The following is a 16,729-nucleotide window of genomic DNA, read 5'->3' on the forward strand; positions in this document are numbered from 1 at the left end:
GTAGAGAAAGGCATTTCAAGCGGCCGGTGTAGGGTTCTGTATGAGCAATCCCCCGACCGAGTTCTACTCGGAGGAACGCTGGCAGAACTGGATCGACCGCATCAAAGACGAAGAGCTCGATCCGGAAGACGAGGACTCGGCCCGCCTGCTGTTGAATCTGCAGGACGACACGGCGATCGCGATCGCAAAGATCGTCGCCGCCTACGACGATGGGACCCTCGAGCAAGAGGAAGCGCTCGCGGAGATCGGTGACGTTCGCGAGATCGTCCTCGATGAAGTCGATATCGAAGACGAGGAGAAACTGATCCTCGTCGACGGCGTCCAGACGAGTCTCGTCTGTGTCTTCTTCGCCGCCGAGGAGTTCATCGCCGGTGGCCCCGCAGACGAAGGCAGTGTCGGCGACTACCTCGGCGCGGCGGCCGACGCCGAAGCCGAAGAGGACCTCGATGCGGCACTCGGTTACGCCGCACAGGCAGGCACGCTCGTCATCGACGGCGAGGAACTCGACATATCCATGGCCGAAGACCTCGAGTACGGCCTCGTCACGGAGTGGATCAACGGGCTCGACAGCCTCCAGAGCGCGATGAGCGATCCGGAAGTCGTCGAAGAAGACGAGTAAGAGTATTCGAACGCACACCTCGTCGCGGCTGTATTCTACGCGGTTTCACAGGTGACTCAGACGGATTGCTGTCCCGATCGCCGACCCGTGGCTGACGATCGGCGGTCAGTAACTCCAGTCAACCGTCTCACACAGCACCAGCGACAGTCGATTCTGGTCTCGGCAATACTCGCTGCTTCTTTCCGACGCCGGCCGCGGGCGCGTCCCGCCGCCGGAGTGACCGTCTTGTGACCACCTCTCATATCTCTCGTGATGAAACGGTGCTTTCCAACTTCGTCTGAAACAGCGATACACCGGCAGTACAGGCGTTTGTACAGCGTCGATCACAGCAGTTCGATGGGCTCGTCTCGAGTTGTGCAACCGAGAGATAGTTTCAAGCCACCGTCGCAGCTTGCGACAGACGTTTCCGCTCCCCCAAAGCGTTTAAATGTGGTAATTATATCTAATTACACCCTATGACAGCGAACTTCCCCGAGTACGTCGACGTCGACTACGACGATGGCGCTGGTGAGGACCCTGAAGACTACGCACACGTCCACGACCGGATCGAGAAAGCGATCGAAGTGACCCGACAGGGACTCGAGCAGTACGAGAACCCGGCCGTGATGTGGACCGGCGGCAAGGACTCGACGCTCGTCCTCTACTTCGTCAAAGAGGTCGCCGAGCGCTTCGATCTCGAAGTGCCGCCAGCGATTTTCATCGACCACTACCAGCACTTCGACGAGATCCACGACTTCGTCGACCACTGGGCTGACGAGTGGGATCTCGAGGTTATCTACGCGCGCAACGAGGACATCGGCGACTACGTCGACGAGCACGGCCTCGAGCCCGGCGACGACATCGAGATTTCGGAACTCTCCGAGCACAACCAACACCACGTCGAGAACATCCTCGAGTACGAGGAGGACACGTTCCCGTTCTTGCTCGACACCTACGTCGGCAACCACCTGCTGAAGACGGTCGCGCTGAACAACGCGCTCGAGGAGTACGACGTCGACGGCGTCATCTCCGGCGTCCGCTGGGACGAACAGGAAGCCCGTGCCGACGAGACGTTCTTCTCGCCGCGTCACGATCCCGACATCTACCCGCCCCACGACCGCGTCCAACCCATTCTGCAGTTCGACGAGGCCGCCGTCTGGGAAGCCTTCTGGAACTTCGTTGTGCCGGACACCGTCGCCGAGTTCCCCGACGACGGCTACGTCCCACAAAGCGACACCGACCTGCCGAACGACTTGAGCCAAGACGACATCCCCGTCTCGCCCAAATACTTCGCCGGCTTCCGCTCGCTCGGCAGCGAGATCAGCACCGAAAAGAGCGACGAGGACCCTGCCTGGCTACAGGACCTCGAGGGGACGACCGAGCGTGCGGGCCGCGCCCAGGACAAAGAGGACCTGATGGAGCGCCTGCGCGACCTCGGCTACATGTAAGCGCGGCCAGTTTGCCGTCGCATCGCCGTCTGACCGGTTTTTGCGGGCGTCTCAGACTCGAGCGACAGCGATCGCTCAGTGCTGAGTGAGGCCACAGAAAGGACTCTCGAACGCATTGTACGGTCTGCTGTCACGATGTCCCGCCGATCACCAGTGCGGGCCGGTACTCGGCGGCCAGTGACGACAGCAGTCCGTATTAGTGCTGTGCGCGGTACTCGCCGTGTTTGACGCCGATTGCGAGCATGATCGCGCCGAAGATCACCATCGACGGCAGTACCATCATCAGAATACTATCCGTCGTCATCATGTTCGATCCGATCATGCCACCGACGCCGAGAGCGATCAAGGCGATGAACACGCCTGCTGTCGTCGTAAGGTCAAATTCCATACGTGGTCGTTGGGAGCCAGCCACCTAATGATCCCCGGAATCGGCAGTCCGTTCACAATGGTTTGTCAGAGGTGAGAAAAACGAGAAATTATTGCGACGGCCGGACCAGGTTCGCCAGCGCGGTGACGACACCCAGGAACCAGCCCAGTGGGAACGAGATACCGGTCCACATCGCCGCGTAGGCCGCACCCTCGAGTTCGAAGTTCCCGCGCAGATACTCGTTGATACCGCCAACGAAGAGGACGTTGTCGAGTACCCAGACGGCGAAGTCGTAGCTGGGCTCCAAGACGACGGCCTCGAGCGACGGCGTGACGAGTGCGGCGACGACGGGTGGCAAGAACAACGCCGTCATCGCGAAGGGGTAGGCGAGAGCGACTGTGAGCCCGCGACCGCCGAATTTCGAGCTGGTGGCGGCGAGTGCGGTCGACACCGTCGCGACGCCGCTGGCTGCGGCGACAGCCAACACCGCATCAAACGGAATGTCGACCTGTTCCATATAGGACATCGCCCCCCAGGCAAGCGTCAACAGGCCCCAGCCGAGCAGGGCGATGCCCGTGACGCCGACGATGCCGAGTCGCGTTCGCGTCGAGTCGAGTTTCGCCGCGTAGTAGCGGGTGCCGAGGCCGAGTACGGTCAGTGGGTATAGGACCAGCAAGCCGACCAGCCCGAGAAGGCTCCAGCCCCGGTAGGCGATGCGCTGGGGGAGCGTCTCGGGTTGCCATTTCCCCATGACGGAGTGGCCGCGGCCACGTTGGCGTGGAAAGACGAGTTCCATCCAGGCACCGTGTAACCGCTGGACGTCGGTTTTGATCGCCCCGACGACCCCACCGCCGCCACGTTGTCGTGAGCGGGTGGACATACGCGAGCCAAAAAGCCGGCGTACCGTAAACGTTCCTGCTTTTCTGGAGTTTAAATAGGTCAGTTCAGTGTCACAAACCGTGGCTGCCGCCAGCCATTGAACGATTGTGTCAGTTCCACGGCGCGAAGTCGGGATCGACTTTCCGACTCCGCTCTTCGATGCTGTCGATCGCGTCGACGTCTTCCTCGTCTAGCTCGAGTGCCAACGACGCCCAGTTGTCCCGGATATGTGCTTCGCTGGTCGCTTTCGGAATCGCGGTGATGCCTTTCTCGCGAAGCCAGGCGAGACTGACCTGGGCCTCGCTCGCGTCGTGTTTGGCCGCAATCTCCTGCATCACGGGCTGGTCGAACACCTGTCCGCGGGCCAGCGGGGAGTAGGCGACCAGTTCGACGTCGTGTTGTTCGCACGTTTCCTGAAGCTCCTCCTGGGGCAACATCGGGTGCAGTTCGACCTGATTCGCCAGAATCGGGACGTCACAGGTTTCGATGGCTTCCTCGAGTTGCTCGGGTTCGAAGTTACTCACGCCGACGTTCTTGATCAGGCCCTCGTCGTACAGCTCCGAGAACGCCTCGAGCGTGTCTTCGGGGTCGTACGTTCGGGCTGGCCAGTGGACGTACAGCAGGTCGACGTACTCGACGCCGAGTCGGTCGAGGCTCTCGCGAGCCGTCTCGAGGACGTCCTCGGACTCGAGGTTCGAGATCCAGATCTTGGTCGCGAGGAAGATGTCGTCGCGGTCGACATCGGCGGCCGCGATCCCCTCGCCGACGGCGGCCTCGTTCTCGTAGATCTGGGCGGTGTCGATGTGTCGATACCCCGTCTCGAGGGCCGTTCGGACGCTTTCGGCACACTGCTCGGGGTCTTCGTTCTGCCACGTGCCGAGGCCGAGCATCGGCATCCCGTCTGTGGTTGGACACGATTCGGGAGCGACAGTGTCGGCGGTTTCTGGTTCCATACATGAGTGAAGAGCCAGCGTGCGAAAATGGGTTTGGGTTGCGGCTAGTGGTTCGGTTTCCATTCGTGGTGGCCGCAGATCGACGCACGAGCATGGCCGAGACGGAGCGCTCAATACAGTCGCTACCGTTAGCAAAACCAGTGGCACGAGACCTCGTTGGCGTTCTGTTAGCCGATCCGTTCGTCGTGATGAACACGGTTGGACTGGTCGCGTTCGCGCTGGTCGGCGCGAGCAAAGCGATCAGAGAGGAGTTCGATCTGTTCGGAATCGCCGTCGTCGGACTTGCGACGGCGTTTGCCGGCGGCGTCACGCGGGATCTGCTCGTGAACCGCATTCCGTTGGCGCTTCGGTCACTGGGCGAGATCAGTCTTGGCCTGCTCGGCGTCTGTCTGGCGATCGGCCTCTACCACGCCCTCGAGTCGCCGGACGATCATCCGATCACGCTGGTTTCCGACGCCGTCGGGCTCGCTGCGTTCACGACGGCTGGCGCGATTGTCGCGACCGAAACCGGTGTCTCGAGCTTCGGCGTCGTCGCGATCGCGACGATCAACGCCGTCGGCGGCGGGGCACTCGCGGACATCCTCCTCGATCGAGCCCCGTTCATCCTGTTCGAGGACTTCTATGCGAGCTGTGCGGTGTTAGGAGGGACCAGCTACTGGGTGGTCGTGTCTCTCGGCGCGACGAGCAGCACCGCCGCGGCGATGTGTGCGGCCGTCACGGTCGGAACGCGGTTGGTCGCTGTCACCTACGGCTGGCGGCTTCCGACGGCTCAGACGCTCGAGTCGGTCGGTGGCGGCGTAGGCAAGCAGTAATCGACAGTAGTGCCTCGAGCGACGAAGACGACCGGAACGATTATCACCGTTCGGTTGACACATTCACCTACCGATGGCACGCGAGACGGACACGGATACCGAGTCGGGCGGCGAGACCGAACACGCAGTCGCTCGAAGCGCAGTTCGGGACGCGATCTTCGATGCGATCGGCACCGTCGTGCTGCTCGGCTTTTCGCTCGTGTTCCTGTTTGTCGGCGTTCGCGGACTCGTCGTCGGCTCGTCGCTTCCACTCAGCGCCGCGTTCATCGCTGCCAGCCTGCTCGTGGCCGGGGCAGCGCTGGATCTCGTGCCGCCGTTTCGCGGGTGAATGGCCCAGTCGGCTCCGAAGACGGGCCTGCTACTGATACATCCGGAGCGGTTGGGCCTGCGAACTCTCTTCCTGCGCGACCGCTTGCATCTGCTGGGCGAACTGTTCGCGTTGTTCTTTGATCTCCGCGGCTCGCTCGAGCAGGTCGTCCGTGTCGATCGAGACGTCAGCGATCGGCGCGACGGCGTCCTCTAACAGCACGCTCGCGGCTTCGGGATCGGGGAACTGAGGGCTACACTCGACGACGAGGCCGTAGCTGTCGTATTCGTGGTGGGCTGCACGGTTGAGCAACGCTCCCGTCGGCCCGGTGATGACGCCGTCTTCGGGCGGGGGTGAGATGTCGTGGGCCTCGAGGGTCTCGCTGACGGTGCCGGTCGCGATCCCGTACAGATCCGGCTCAGTCTCACGTTTTGTAGGGAAGCCGCTGAGATAGAGCGGCGTCGCGTCGTGGTCGCCGACCCAGCGTGTCACGCAGTCGGCGACGTTGTTGACCGCAGCCGAAACGATCGGCACGTCGCTCTGGAGAGCCAGCAGGTCGTGTTCGTCGCTGACGTAGAGTCTGACTGGTGGCCGAGCGGTTCGGTCGCCGCTGCGATAGACGCCGATCCGAGGAAGTCCCTCACAGTCGACGCTCGCGTAGTAGCGCATCTCGAGTTGGTCGATGAGGTGGTCGGTCGCGATTTTGCCGACGAGGCCGATGCCGGGAAATCCTTCGACGAGCGTCGGCGTCTCGAGGTCCGGTTCCGGTCCCTGAGAGCACAGTCCAGTCATACCTAGAGAGTCGCACGCAGTTCGCATAAAGACGATGCCGAGCGGCTCGGATCGCGGCGACAACCGCGAGCGGAATTGCGGGCCGGCTTCCACGTGCCTTCGAAACCCACAAACGCTGGGCGCTCGAATTTCAGTTCAATGGAGCCATTCGAGCGGTATCGACCGATCATCGACGATTTCGACGCGTTTCTCGCCGCGTGCGAACGGCCACTCGGCAACGCCGCCCGCATCAATACGATCAAAGGGTCCGTCGAGCGGACGCTCGAGGCCCTCGATGAGGAGGGGGTCGCCTACGAACAGGCCGACTGGAACCCGCGCGTGGTTCGCCTCGAGACGGACTCGCCGGGCTCGACGTGGACATCGTTTCACGGGCTGACTCACGGACAAGAGGAGGTGTCGGCGGTGCCGCCGGTCGTCCTCGACCCGCAACCGGGAGAGCGCGTCTGGGATAGCTGTGCCGCACCGGGCGGGAAGGCGACCCAGCTCGCCGCACTGATGGACGACCGCGGGACCGTGGTCGCAAACGACAACAACCTCGGCCGAATCTCGGCGCTGCGGTTCAACGCCGAGCGACTCGGCGCGACGAGTCTCGCCGTGACCAACGCCGACGCCCGGACCTACTCGCTCAAGCGCTTTCCGTTCGACGAGTTCGATCGAGCGCTCGTCGACGCCCCCTGTTCGTGTGAGGGGACGATCCGGAAGAATCCCGACGCGCTCGACAACTGGAACGAAGGCCACATCAGCTCCGTCTCGGGCATCCAGAAAGGCATCCTCCGGCGGGCTGTCCAAGCCACACGCGAGGGTGGCACCGTCGTCTACTCGACGTGTACGTTCGCGCCCGAGGAGAACGAGGCCGTCGTCCAGCACGCCCTCGAGAACGAGGCCTGTCGCGTCGTCGACTTCGACCTCGGCCTCAAGCACTCCTCGGGACTGTCCGAGTGGGACGACGAGACGTTCGACGACTCACTCGAGCGCGCCGCCCGTATCTACCCACACCAGAACGACACCGGCGGCTTTTTCGTCGCGAAGTTGGAGGTGACCGCCGAATGAGCGACAACGACGGGCAGCGCTTCGATCGACTCCCCGAAACGGATACAGAGCGAACCGTCGAGGGTCGGGCCAGCCGTAAGGAAGTGATCGACTACTTCGAGGACCGCTTTGGCATCCCGCCGGAAACGTTCGCCGACTACACGTTCTGGGAGAAAGGAGCCGGCAAGATCTGGATCTACGCAGGTGAGGCACCGACGCCGATCGAGATCGAAGCGATTGGGATGACCTGCCTCCGGACGCGACAGGAACACTGGAAGCCGACGACGGACTTCGTCCAGCGCTTCGGCCAGTTCGCCACCGACTGCGTGATCGAACTCGAGCGCGAACAGGCACGGGCGTTCGCGGCTGGCGAGGATCAGGACCTCGAGTGGTGGGACGGCGACTGGGGATATCTCATCGCTGCACACGAACTTGCAGGCGACCTCGAGCCGCTTGGGATCGGTCTCTACGTCCACGGTGAACTGCGCTCGATGGTGCCGAAAGGCCGCCAGCGAGACATCTGAACGGTCGCCGCTCGAATATCGTCGTTGCCGCTTTTTCCTGCCGTTCGTGCCGACACGAGAACAGTCGAATCGCTATCGCTCACGGATCGTCCCGCCGGCCAGCCCCTCCCACTCGACGCGATAGCCCAGTTCGGCGAGGGTCGCACTCGAGTCCCCGATACCAACAGCCGCAAACACGTCCTCGGCCTCCGAAAGCGCCATCCCGGCCTCGAGGTCGGCAGCGAGCGACTCGAGCACGGCTGGCTGAACGAGCGTCCGCCCGACCTGCTCGTGGTCGGGAAACGAGACGTCTGCGAGGGCGTCTTCGCTGACGCCGTGGCGCTCGGCTAGCGACTCGAGTGAGACGACGTCGTCGTCCGGTTGCAGTTGTGCAGGGAGCGTGGCCGCACTTTCGGCGACGAGCTGGCGTTCGTACTCCCGGAGCACGTCGGCGACGGCTTTCAGCCGAACCGTCCCCGAGTAGGGAATCGCCCGGAAGTCGCGGGCGGCGATCTCCGCGCCGACGCCGAGCGACTCGTCGACGGCGACGATCAGTTCGACGTCCTCGAGATCGGCGAGTTGGGCGAGTTTTTTCTCGACGTACTCGGGCGTCCAGAAACCCATGATCTCGAAGTAGACGCGGAAGTCACTGTGTTGGTAGTCAAAGGCGAAATCGGGGATCATCACCCGCGTCCCCGTCGCGAGCGGTTCGGGTTCGCGCACGAGGTCCCACTCGAGGTCGAGGTTCGAAAACCGACCAGCGAAGTCGGCCTCGACACCGCTGTCGAACGAGACATCCGCGACGGGGTCGGCGTCGGGAGCGCGGACGGGGTCGACATGGGACAGCGAGAGCGTGCGTTCGGTCCCGCGGTCGTCGATCGTCGCCTCGAGCGACCACTCGTCGGCGTTCGTCACCGTCCGCAAGAGGCGGGCGAAACGAGTACCGTACCGACGGCTCGCCCGGAAGAGGTGGGTGGGGCCGGTGACGATCACCTCGCGTTCGGCGATACCAGCGTGTTCGTCCTCGAGGCGGCGAATCTCGTACATCAGCCGGAGGCGTTTGATCGCCGAAATCAGCGCCTTCGGATCGCTCGAGCGAACCCGCAGTTCGGTCGCATCGAACAGTGCTGTCTGAGAGAGCGAGAGGTTGTACTGGGCGACGAGTTCGTCGGGGTCCCACGGCGAATCGAACGCAGTGAGCACCTGTCGTGCCTCGAGGTCGGCGTAGAGCGCTCGCTCGAGGACGTCCGCGGACAGTGACAGCGACTCGCCAGCCCGAACGAGCGCCATCGTCCGGTCGTCCTCGCTGACGACGCCGACCGCTTCGGCGGCCTCGAACGCAGCCCGGCGGGCACGTTCGGGCTCGATTGCGGCGTCCGTTTCGAACGTCGCCTCGCGCTCGAGGAGGGCCGCGAACCCGCGGACGAGTTTGAAATCCGACGCGTCGGCCTCGAGGTCGGCGAGTGCGTCCTCGAGGTCGGCTCGTGGGGTGCCGACGTGGCCCTGATACGTGCCGATCACGCGGGCCGCCAACGGCCGGTGTTCCCGGCCGGCAAACTGGGGGTGGTAGCCGCCACCGGCCCTCGAGACGCGAAGCAGGTCCTTCGTCAGCATGGCGAGCAGTCAGTTCGGGAGGGCCAAAAGTGCCCCGTTGCCGGGATGAGGACGAGTCAGAAATCCAGTTCGGAATCGGACCACGACGGGTGTGACAGAAGGACGAAAAGCGGAGAAAGATGGAACTGGCGCTTAGTCGTCAGCCGGATCGACACGCTGTGGGGTCGGTTCGGGAACGTCGGCGACGCCAGCGCCGTCTGCTGCGGTCACGAGTGTGACGCCGACGATGACGGCAAGACAGAGCGGCCAGACGAGGATTGGGAACAGATCGGGGAACAGATAGAGGTTCCCGATCGAGGTGAGAAGTCCGGTGACGATGCCGGCGAGGACGGCTTCACCGGTCGTTCGCTCCCAGAACAGCAAGAACAACAGCGGCAGGCCGAACGTCGCGCCGAGGCCGACGTAGGCGAACTCGATAATCTCGAAGATCGTACCGGGTCGGAGGAACGCGAGCACGATCCCGCCGATGGCCAGCACGCCGATCACGCCACGACCGAGCAGGATGAGTTCGGTGTCGCTCGCTTTGGGGTCGATCTGTTCCTCGTAGAACCGGGTCAGGTCCGATGAGGCCACGAGGAGCATCGAGTCGGACGTCGAGAGGATCGCAGAGATGATCGCAGCCAGCAGGATACCGGCGATGACCGCCGGGAAGAAGTCGACGATCGCGACCATGGCGACGCTTTCGGGGTCCTCGACGGAGCCGTAGATGATGCGGCCAGCCATCCCGATAAGCAGCGGGACGGTCAGACGCAGCGACTGAAAAGCGACAGAGATGACGGCTGCGCCGCTCAAATGGCGTTCGGAGCGGATCGCCTGCAGGCGCATCAGCGAGTGGGGTTGGCCGATCGTCCCGAACGCGAAGGTCACCCACGCAAGCGTTGCGATGAGCATCGCTTGCCCGGCGAGGCCAGCGTTGAGATCGAGCAACGCGGCGTCGTCAACCGCCGCGGCCTCGGAGAGAAACACCGACCAGCCGCCGACCTCCATGATCATGAGCACGGGTAACGTCACCGCCGCGACGAAGATGAGAACTCCCTGAAAGACGTCCGTCCAGATGGAGGCGTTGAAGCCGCCAAGGGTCGTGTAGAGCCCAACGACGACACCGCCGACGGCGACCGCAGCGAGATAATCGATTCCGACGCCGGTATCCATCGCCTCGCCGACTGCGATGATCTGGGCACCGATATACGCACCCATGAAGACGAGAATCGACAGCGTTGCGACGACCCGAATGTAGAAACTGAGCCGTTCGTCTTCGACGGCAAGCGAGAGGTGATCAGCGATCGTGATGCTCCCGAGGCTCTCGGACTGGCGGCGGAACCGCGAGCCGACGTAGCGGTACATGAAGACGATGATGAAGATCATCGTCACCGAAAACCAGAGCCCGTTGAGCCCCACGGTAAAGCCGACGCCGACCCACGCGAAGAACGTCCAGCCGCTTGCGACCGAGGACACTTCGGAGATTGCAACCGGCCACGTCCCGACATCTCGGTCTGCAATCAGGTACTCCGAGAGCCGCTGGGTGTCGGTGGTGAAATAGAAGTAGAGTCCGATCGCGAGCAGGATCAACAGGTAGACACCGAACGTCAGTTGCAGCGTCGCCATCGTTATCGCCTCCCCAGAACGGAGACGTAGCCGTCGTTCTGCGTGTGATCGATCCAGTACAGTACGAGCGTGATGACCGGGACGAGGAGCATCAACACCAGCGCGAGTGCGCTCCCGGTTGGCAACCCAGATAGCATGCCCATCCCTCACAGCCATTTCACTATATACGTACCGACTCGAGAGCGTCGCTGTGGACCGCATACATCACACTGCGGCGGCTGGCACGGCTGGAGACACGACGATCGCACGCCCTCGAGTGGCGAGAACGGCAACGGGGTAGCACAGCCACGCCGTGGAATTAAGTCCGTTTTCGTGGAGTCCGTGACCGTGCTGTCCCATCACGAACGCGATCCCGATCGCCATCACGGCCGGGGGTGGGCGGTCCCGTGACCGACCTCGGCTACCACGCCTCTCACGAACAGTTCGCGCCGAGTGCCCTCCTCGAGTACGTCCAACTCGCCGACGAGCACGGGTTCGACCACGCCCTTGCGTCGGATCACTTCCATCCCTGGAGCGAACAGCAGGGCGAATCCGGGTTCGTCTGGTCGTGGCTTGGCTCGGCACTCGAGGCGACCGACCTGACCTTCGGGACGGTCAACGCACCTGGCTACCGGTACCATCCCGCGATCGTCGCCCAGGGCGCGGCAACGCTGCGCGAACTGTATCCCGAACGGTTCTGGCTCGCCGTCGGCAGCGGCCAACTACTGAACGAAGGCATCACGGGCACCGACTGGCCGGTCAAGCGCGAACGAAACGCCCGCCTCGAGGAGTGTGCCGACGTCATGCGGCGACTGTTCGAGGGCGAGGAGGTGACCCACCATGGCCGCGTCGACGTCGAACAGGCAAAACTCTATTCCCGCCCCGAGACCGCGCCGCCGCTGATCGGGGCCGCGCTTTCAGAGGAGACGGCGGCGTGGCTCGCCGAGTGGGCTGACGGCATGATCACGGTCGCCACCCCCGACCACGAGGCCGACGCCGCCCGCGTCGAGGCTTTCCGCGAAACAGCACCCGAGAAACCCGTCTATCTCAAGGCCCAACACTCCTACGCCGAAAGCGACGCAGACGCACTCGAGGGTGCCCACGAGCAGTGGGGGACGAACTGCATCCCGGGTCCCGTGACCCAAGAGCTTCGGACGCCCGAACAGTACGACGAACTCGCCGACCAGATCACCGCCGAGGAGGTCGAGGAAAACGTCCGCGTCTCCGGGGATCTCGAGGAGCACATCGCGTGGCTCGAGGCTGACGTCGAACTCGACGTCGACAGGGTGTTCGTCCACAACGTGAATACGAACCAGGAAGCGTTCCTCGAAGCGTTCGGCGACGACGTATTGCCATCGTTCCAGTAGCGGACCGAACGGTGGCGTCAGTCGATCCGAGCAGGGAAGCAGGTGCCAGCGTGACCGCGCGACGACCGCTGGTCAATCGTCACCCGCAAGCGACGACTACGCTGGCACTCCTTCGGGACTGCGTCCCCAGTGGCGATGCTCGGCGATCGCGTCGATGAACGCTGCCGCGAACGCCTCGAGGTCGTCGTTCCGACAGGTAACGACGCCAGCGTCTGACTCGAGGTCGCCCTCGTCGGCGATCTCGGTGTCCGGCAGGTCGACCGCCTCGAACAGCTCCGTTCCCTCGCCGACTGCGGCGATCGGCTTGTAGTGTTTGAACGCCTCGGCGACGAACTGTTTCGGATCGCCTTGCTGGCACAACGCATCGACGCTCTCACTGCCACCGGGGACGACGATCGCGTCGAACGAGACCGAGGCCGCCGCGACGTGGTGTTTGTCGGGGTCGACCGTGCCGCCGTCGGCTCCTGACTTCTCGCCGAGAACTTTCGAGACGACCTTGACTCGAGCACCGTCCTCCTCTAAGGCAGACCGGAGCGTCGAGACGTGCTCATCGTCGAACCCGTCGTCGATCAGCATCGCGATCTTGCGGGTCTCGATCGTGTCCGGGGTCCGGTTTTCCATGCTGAGCGAGGGATCTTCCCTGTCGTGGGTCGGCATCTCCTCGCCGGGTTCGTCGGGCGGGTCGACGCCGATCCCCTCGGCAACGCGTTTGGCGAACTCGTGGTCGACGTTATTGAACAGATCGTAGACCATCCGCTCGCGGATCTCCATGCGGTCGACCTTGCCGAGTTCGAAGTGAGCGGCGTCGACGATGTTCTGCTGTTCGGGCTCGGACATGCTATTCCAGAACAGCCGCGCCTGCGTGAAGTGGTCCTCGAAGCTGTCGCTGCGGTTGCGGATCTTCTCCCCGGAAATCTTCTCGGCGAAGTGCTCGTAGCCGCCTTCCTCCTCGGGGACCTCCTGTGGGTCGTCGTCGCCGATCGAGTTGGGCTTGTAGGAGGCCGTCCCTTCGTTGATTTCCTGGCGCATAAAGCCGGCGCGCTGGTTGTTGTGCCGTTCAGCGATGGGTCGATTGATCGGAATCTCGTCCCAGTTGGCGCTGCCGAAGCGGTTGAGCTGGGTGTCCTGGTAGGAGAACAGCCGGCCCTGCAACAGGGGGTCGTTCGAGAAGTCGATCCCTGGGACGACGTTGCCGGGGTGGAACGCGACCTGTTCGGTCTCGGCGAAGAAGTTGTCCGGCGTCTCGTTTAACACCATCTTGCCGATCGGTCGGACCGGCACCTCGGTCTCGGGGACGATCTTGGTCGGATCGAGGACATCGAAGTCGAACGCCTCGGCCTGTTCCTCGTCGAAGATCTGGACACCCAGTTCCCACTCGGGGTCGTACCCCTCCTCGATGACGTCGTAGAGACCTTTCCGGTTAAAATCCGAGTCCTTACCCCAGAGCTTCGTCGTCTCGTCCCAGACGAGCTGGTGGGTACCGAGTTCGGGCGTCCAGTGGAACTTGACGAACACCGACTCGCCGTCGTCGTTGACCAGCCGGAAAGTGTGGACGCCGAATCCTTGCATCATCCGGTAGGCCCGCGGGAGGGCCCGTCCCGAGAGCACCCACATGAGCATGTGCGTCGTCTCGGGCTTCAACGAGGCGAAGTCCCAGAAGGTATCGTGGGCCGCCGACGCTTGGGGCATCCCGTCGTCGGGTTCGGGTTTGATCGCGTGGACGAGGTCCGGGAACTCCATCGCGTCTTGAATGAAAAACGGCGGCATGTTGTTCCCGACGAGATCCCAGTTACCCTCTTTCGTGTAGAACTTCGTCGCGAAGCCGCGGACGTCCCGGACGGTGTCGGACGATCCCCGCGAGCCCACGACCGTCGAGAACCGCACGAAGACGGGCGTCTTCTGGTCGGGATTCGTCAGCACCTTCGCTTTCGTCAGCTCCTCTATGTCGTCGTACTCGTCGCCGAGGTCGGGATCTTCGTAGGGCTGGAAGTACCCGTGCGCGCCGGTGCCGCGGGCGTGGACCACCCGTTCCGGGATCGACTCGTGGTCGAACTGGGTCATCTTCTCCCGGAAATGGAAGTCCTCCATGATTGTCGGCCCGCGTTCGCCCGCTTTCAAGGAGTTGTCCGTATCACTCACTTTGACACCGTGGTCAGTCGTCAACTTCTCGCCCTCGGAGTTCTCGCGGACCTCGTCGAGTTGCGCTTGCTTGCTATTCTCGGCGCTTTCACCCTCCTGGTCGTCGCTGGTACCCGCCTGCGACTCCGAGTCGGATCGTGACCCACCACCGTCTCCGCCGTCGGCTCGCTCCTGTCGTTCCGGATCGTCAGCTATCGCTTCCCGCTCCGGTTGGTCATCTCTCGCATCGGGTTGATTCGCGTTATTATCGGTTGATTTCGGCTGCTCGTCGTTTCGGTCGTCTGTGTTTGAGTCGTTTGCTACCATAATTGAAATCCGTGGGGCCGCATGTCGTCGTTCGAGAGCAGGTTCGATCCGCTGTCCGCGTCTCGAGAGCCATCGACGCTCGCGAAAGGGTACGCGACCGGCCTACTGCAGTATCCAGAACGAGTAGTGTAAGGGCCAGCCCATCCATAGCAAGGCAAGTTGCACGGTCGGGGTGTGCCGTCGACGGGGGTGTGCGATAACGGACCCATCGTAGACGTCCAAGCGGGCAGTCGCTATTGGCGTTCGAGGAAGGCCGAGAACGCGCTGTTCATGGCGATGGTGCACTCGAAGGAGTGATCATAGCTCGAGACTCGAACGGGAGACGAGAGCTCGATCGACGAAGGGAGGAAACCGGATCCAACCTGTCGGTGATCGTCCCGGAGGAGTGTCGACGACCAGCGCCGACACCGAAGGTGAACGCCCGTCGTGCGAGCCATCGAGCGTCGAAGCTTACAGCGAGTCGTCGCGTCGCCGCTCGGCGACTCGTTTCTCGCCCGTATTTTCGGAGACGACCTCGTAGAGAATCGCTCGCGTGCCGTCTTTTTTCGGCCGAAGAATCCGTCCGAGTCGCTGAACGAACTCCCGTTCGCTCCCGCTGCCCGAGAGCACGACTGCCACCGATGCGTCGGGAACGTCGACCCCCTCATCGAGGACGTTCGAGGTCGCGATGCGCGTGTAGGTCCCCTCGCGGAATCGCTCGAGGATTTCGCGACGCTCTCCAGCGCCGGTCTGGTGGGTGACCGTCGGGATCAGAAACCGCTCGCTGACGTCGTAGGCGAGGTCGTTGTGGGCCGTAAAGACGATCGTCCGCTCCCCGCGGTGATCGTCGAGGATGTCGGCAAGGGCCTCGAGTTTGGCCTCGCTTCCGAGCATGATCTCGCGTGCGCGCTGGCGCGCGAGCAGCGCGTTGCGGGCCTCGGGGTCGTTTCCGGATCGTTTGACGAGTTCCTGATAGTCCGAGCCGCTTCGCATCTGGATGTTCGAGCGTGCGAGGTAGTCCGTAAAGACGCGCTGGTTTCGCTCGTATTCTTCGCGTTCTGCGGGCGTGAGTGTCACCTCGAGGCGCTTCAGATCGTAGGCCGCGAGGTGGTCGCCGGCCAGTTCGTCGATGTCGACGCGGGAAACGAGCGGCCCGACGACGTCCTCGATCACGTCGTGCGCCCCGTCGGGGCGTTCGAAGGTGGCAGTAAGCCCTAGTCGTGCAGGCGCAGCGAGCAGCCGTGCAATCTCGCGGTACCCCTCGCCGCCGAGATGGTGAACCTCGTCGAAGACGACGACGCCGAACCGATCGCCCACGGCGTCGGCTTTCAGGTACGCCGAGTCGTACGTCGAGACCGTAATCGCCTCTCTGCGTTGCTCGCCACCGCCGAACCGCCCGATCTCGCAGTCGAACTCCCGCTCGAGTTCTCGGTGCCACTGCTCGAGCAAGTCGATCGTCGGGACGACCACGAGCGTCGGCACGGCGAGTCGCTCGATCGCCTTGATGGCGATGACAGTCTTCCCGCTGCCGGTCGGGAGTTCGAGAACGCCCGCCGGTGCACGCGCGAGCGAGTCACTACCGGTGCTGTCGGTCCAGCGATCCGTCTCGAGCCACGCCTCGAGGGCCTCCTGTTGGTACTCGCGGAGTTCGTACGCCGACTCGAGCGCCGGCAGCGACTCGAGATCGAGGACGTGGTCGTCGATTCGAACGTGCTCGGCCTCGAGCGCGCGTCGAAGGGCAGCGTAGCGAAACGCTGGCACCCGCCAGCCGTCGGTGCGGGGATCGGCCTCGAGGCCGGGGACCGACTCACGAACCGCGGCCAGCGCGTCGGACTCGAGGCCGTCGATTCGAACAGTGCCATCTTCGTACCGGAGCGCCGGTGGCGCATCTGTGGGGTCGTCTTGGGGCCGCCTCACGACCGACGTTCCGGGTGGGAGCGACAAATACGGTCTGGTGTCTCGAGCGCCTCGAGCGACGGTGCCGTCGGGGTACTTGCTCGAGCGTCGCGGACGGGACCTCCGTCGTGGCCAGCGCACCGTACCTCAACCCTT

The 16,729-nt window shown here is 63.5% G+C and carries 16 protein-coding genes; 7 read left to right on the forward strand and 9 right to left on the reverse strand.

Annotated elements, in window-relative coordinates; all coding sequences use genetic code 11:
- The first annotated feature begins 40 nt into the window (after nt 1-40).
- Nucleotides 41-619: a DUF2150 family protein gene (locus tag C495_RS14075; protein ID WP_008164045.1), complete on the forward strand. Its 579-nt coding sequence runs from the start codon at nt 41-43 to the stop codon at nt 617-619.
- A gap of 455 nt (nt 620-1,074) precedes the next feature.
- Complete coding sequence (locus tag C495_RS14080) at nt 1,075-2,046, forward strand: phosphoadenosine phosphosulfate reductase family protein (RefSeq protein ID WP_008164047.1); 972 nt, start codon at nt 1,075-1,077, stop codon at nt 2,044-2,046.
- A gap of 196 nt (nt 2,047-2,242) precedes the next feature.
- Here the strand turns inward: C495_RS14080 and C495_RS14085 are convergent, their stop codons facing one another.
- The 3 genes from C495_RS14085 to C495_RS14095 all read right to left on the reverse strand — a co-directional run bounded on the left by C495_RS14085 (nt 2,243) and on the right by C495_RS14095 (nt 4,245).
- On the reverse strand, nt 2,243-2,434 hold the full coding sequence (locus C495_RS14085) for a DUF7333 family protein (protein ID WP_008164049.1): 192 nt from the start codon (nt 2,432-2,434) through the stop codon (nt 2,243-2,245).
- Nucleotides 2,435-2,522: 88 nt separating this feature from the next.
- Nucleotides 2,523-3,293: a hypothetical protein gene (locus tag C495_RS14090; protein ID WP_008164051.1), complete on the reverse strand. Its 771-nt coding sequence runs from the start codon at nt 3,291-3,293 to the stop codon at nt 2,523-2,525.
- A gap of 109 nt (nt 3,294-3,402) precedes the next feature.
- A complete protein-coding gene (locus C495_RS14095) occupies nt 3,403-4,245 on the reverse strand; it encodes an aldo/keto reductase (RefSeq protein ID WP_008164053.1) in 843 nt (280 codons plus the stop codon).
- Between the two features lie 140 nt (nt 4,246-4,385).
- On the opposite strand from C495_RS14095, the gene C495_RS14100 reads away from it, so the two are divergent.
- Both C495_RS14100 and C495_RS14105 read left to right on the forward strand, forming a co-directional pair.
- Nucleotides 4,386-5,057, forward strand: coding sequence for a trimeric intracellular cation channel family protein (locus tag C495_RS14100; protein WP_008164055.1), 672 nt, complete (start codon nt 4,386-4,388; stop codon nt 5,055-5,057).
- A 73-nt stretch (nt 5,058-5,130) separates the two neighbouring features.
- Entirely contained in the window at nt 5,131-5,385 is a 255-nt protein-coding gene (locus C495_RS14105; RefSeq protein ID WP_008164056.1) for a hypothetical protein, read from the forward strand.
- A gap of 30 nt (nt 5,386-5,415) precedes the next feature.
- Here C495_RS14105 and C495_RS14110 read toward each other — a convergent pair whose 3' ends face one another.
- Nucleotides 5,416-6,156, reverse strand: a complete 741-nt coding sequence (locus C495_RS14110) for a proteasome assembly chaperone family protein (RefSeq protein WP_008164058.1) — start codon at nt 6,154-6,156, stop codon at nt 5,416-5,418.
- A 138-nt stretch (nt 6,157-6,294) separates the two neighbouring features.
- Between C495_RS14110 and C495_RS14115 the strand changes: the two genes are divergently transcribed.
- Together C495_RS14115 and C495_RS14120 are read left to right on the forward strand one after the other, a co-directional pair.
- Complete coding sequence (locus tag C495_RS14115) at nt 6,295-7,206, forward strand: RsmB/NOP family class I SAM-dependent RNA methyltransferase (protein ID WP_008164060.1); 912 nt, start codon at nt 6,295-6,297, stop codon at nt 7,204-7,206.
- Complete coding sequence (locus tag C495_RS14120) at nt 7,203-7,709, forward strand: DUF7122 family protein (RefSeq protein WP_008164061.1); 507 nt, start codon at nt 7,203-7,205, stop codon at nt 7,707-7,709. Before C495_RS14115 ends, C495_RS14120 begins: the two co-directional genes overlap by 4 nt.
- 72 nt (nt 7,710-7,781) lie before the next feature.
- On the opposite strand, the gene C495_RS14125 is transcribed toward C495_RS14120, so the two are convergent.
- The 3 genes from C495_RS14125 to C495_RS18505 all read right to left on the reverse strand — a co-directional run bounded on the left by C495_RS14125 (nt 7,782) and on the right by C495_RS18505 (nt 11,044).
- Nucleotides 7,782-9,302: a DUF790 family protein gene (locus tag C495_RS14125; RefSeq protein WP_008164063.1), complete on the reverse strand. Its 1,521-nt coding sequence runs from the start codon at nt 9,300-9,302 to the stop codon at nt 7,782-7,784.
- 132 nt (nt 9,303-9,434) lie between these two features.
- Entirely contained in the window at nt 9,435-10,907 is a 1,473-nt protein-coding gene (locus tag C495_RS14130) for a sodium/proline symporter (protein WP_008164065.1), read from the reverse strand.
- Nucleotides 10,908-10,909: 2 nt separating this feature from the next.
- Nucleotides 10,910-11,044, reverse strand: coding sequence for a hypothetical protein (locus tag C495_RS18505; protein WP_275039971.1), 135 nt, complete (start codon nt 11,042-11,044; stop codon nt 10,910-10,912).
- Nucleotides 11,045-11,293: 249 nt separating this feature from the next.
- Between C495_RS18505 and C495_RS14135 the strand changes: the two genes are divergently transcribed.
- Complete coding sequence (locus C495_RS14135; RefSeq protein ID WP_049890368.1) at nt 11,294-12,253, forward strand: TIGR03885 family FMN-dependent LLM class oxidoreductase; 960 nt, start codon at nt 11,294-11,296, stop codon at nt 12,251-12,253.
- A gap of 96 nt (nt 12,254-12,349) precedes the next feature.
- Here C495_RS14135 and C495_RS14140 read toward each other — a convergent pair whose 3' ends face one another.
- Together C495_RS14140 and C495_RS14150 are read right to left on the reverse strand one after the other, a co-directional pair.
- Nucleotides 12,350-14,698, reverse strand: a complete 2,349-nt coding sequence (locus tag C495_RS14140) for a catalase (RefSeq protein WP_008164068.1) — start codon at nt 14,696-14,698, stop codon at nt 12,350-12,352.
- A 450-nt stretch (nt 14,699-15,148) separates the two neighbouring features.
- Complete coding sequence (locus tag C495_RS14150) at nt 15,149-16,594, reverse strand: DEAD/DEAH box helicase (RefSeq protein WP_193788015.1); 1,446 nt, start codon at nt 16,592-16,594, stop codon at nt 15,149-15,151.
- Between the last annotated feature and the right edge of the window lie 135 nt (nt 16,595-16,729).

The organism is Natronorubrum sulfidifaciens JCM 14089 (assembly GCF_000337735.1).
Classification (GTDB): domain Archaea; phylum Halobacteriota; class Halobacteria; order Halobacteriales; family Natrialbaceae; genus Natronorubrum; species Natronorubrum sulfidifaciens.

Bases quoted from the DNA above. Each gene is read 5' to 3' on its own strand.
- C495_RS14140 (WP_008164068.1), bottom strand. From the start codon at position 14,698: ATGGTAGCAAACGACTCAAACACAGACGACCGAAACGACGAGCAGCCG.
- C495_RS14105 (WP_008164056.1), top strand. From the start codon at position 5,131: ATGGCACGCGAGACGGACACGGATACCGAGTCGGGCGGCGAGACCGAA.
- C495_RS14075 (WP_008164045.1), top strand. From the start codon at position 41: ATGAGCAATCCCCCGACCGAGTTCTACTCGGAGGAACGCTGGCAGAAC.
- C495_RS14090 (WP_008164051.1), bottom strand. From the start codon at position 3,293: ATGTCCACCCGCTCACGACAACGTGGCGGCGGTGGGGTCGTCGGGGCG.
- C495_RS14115 (WP_008164060.1), top strand. From the start codon at position 6,295: ATGGAGCCATTCGAGCGGTATCGACCGATCATCGACGATTTCGACGCG.
- C495_RS14085 (WP_008164049.1), bottom strand. From the start codon at position 2,434: ATGGAATTTGACCTTACGACGACAGCAGGCGTGTTCATCGCCTTGATC.
- C495_RS14080 (WP_008164047.1), top strand. From the start codon at position 1,075: ATGACAGCGAACTTCCCCGAGTACGTCGACGTCGACTACGACGATGGC.
- C495_RS14130 (WP_008164065.1), bottom strand. From the start codon at position 10,907: ATGGCGACGCTGCAACTGACGTTCGGTGTCTACCTGTTGATCCTGCTC.
- C495_RS14125 (WP_008164063.1), bottom strand. From the start codon at position 9,302: ATGCTGACGAAGGACCTGCTTCGCGTCTCGAGGGCCGGTGGCGGCTAC.
- C495_RS14095 (WP_008164053.1), bottom strand. From the start codon at position 4,245: ATGGAACCAGAAACCGCCGACACTGTCGCTCCCGAATCGTGTCCAACC.
- C495_RS14120 (WP_008164061.1), top strand. From the start codon at position 7,203: ATGAGCGACAACGACGGGCAGCGCTTCGATCGACTCCCCGAAACGGAT.
- C495_RS14110 (WP_008164058.1), bottom strand. From the start codon at position 6,156: ATGACTGGACTGTGCTCTCAGGGACCGGAACCGGACCTCGAGACGCCG.
- C495_RS18505 (WP_275039971.1), bottom strand. From the start codon at position 11,044: ATGCTATCTGGGTTGCCAACCGGGAGCGCACTCGCGCTGGTGTTGATG.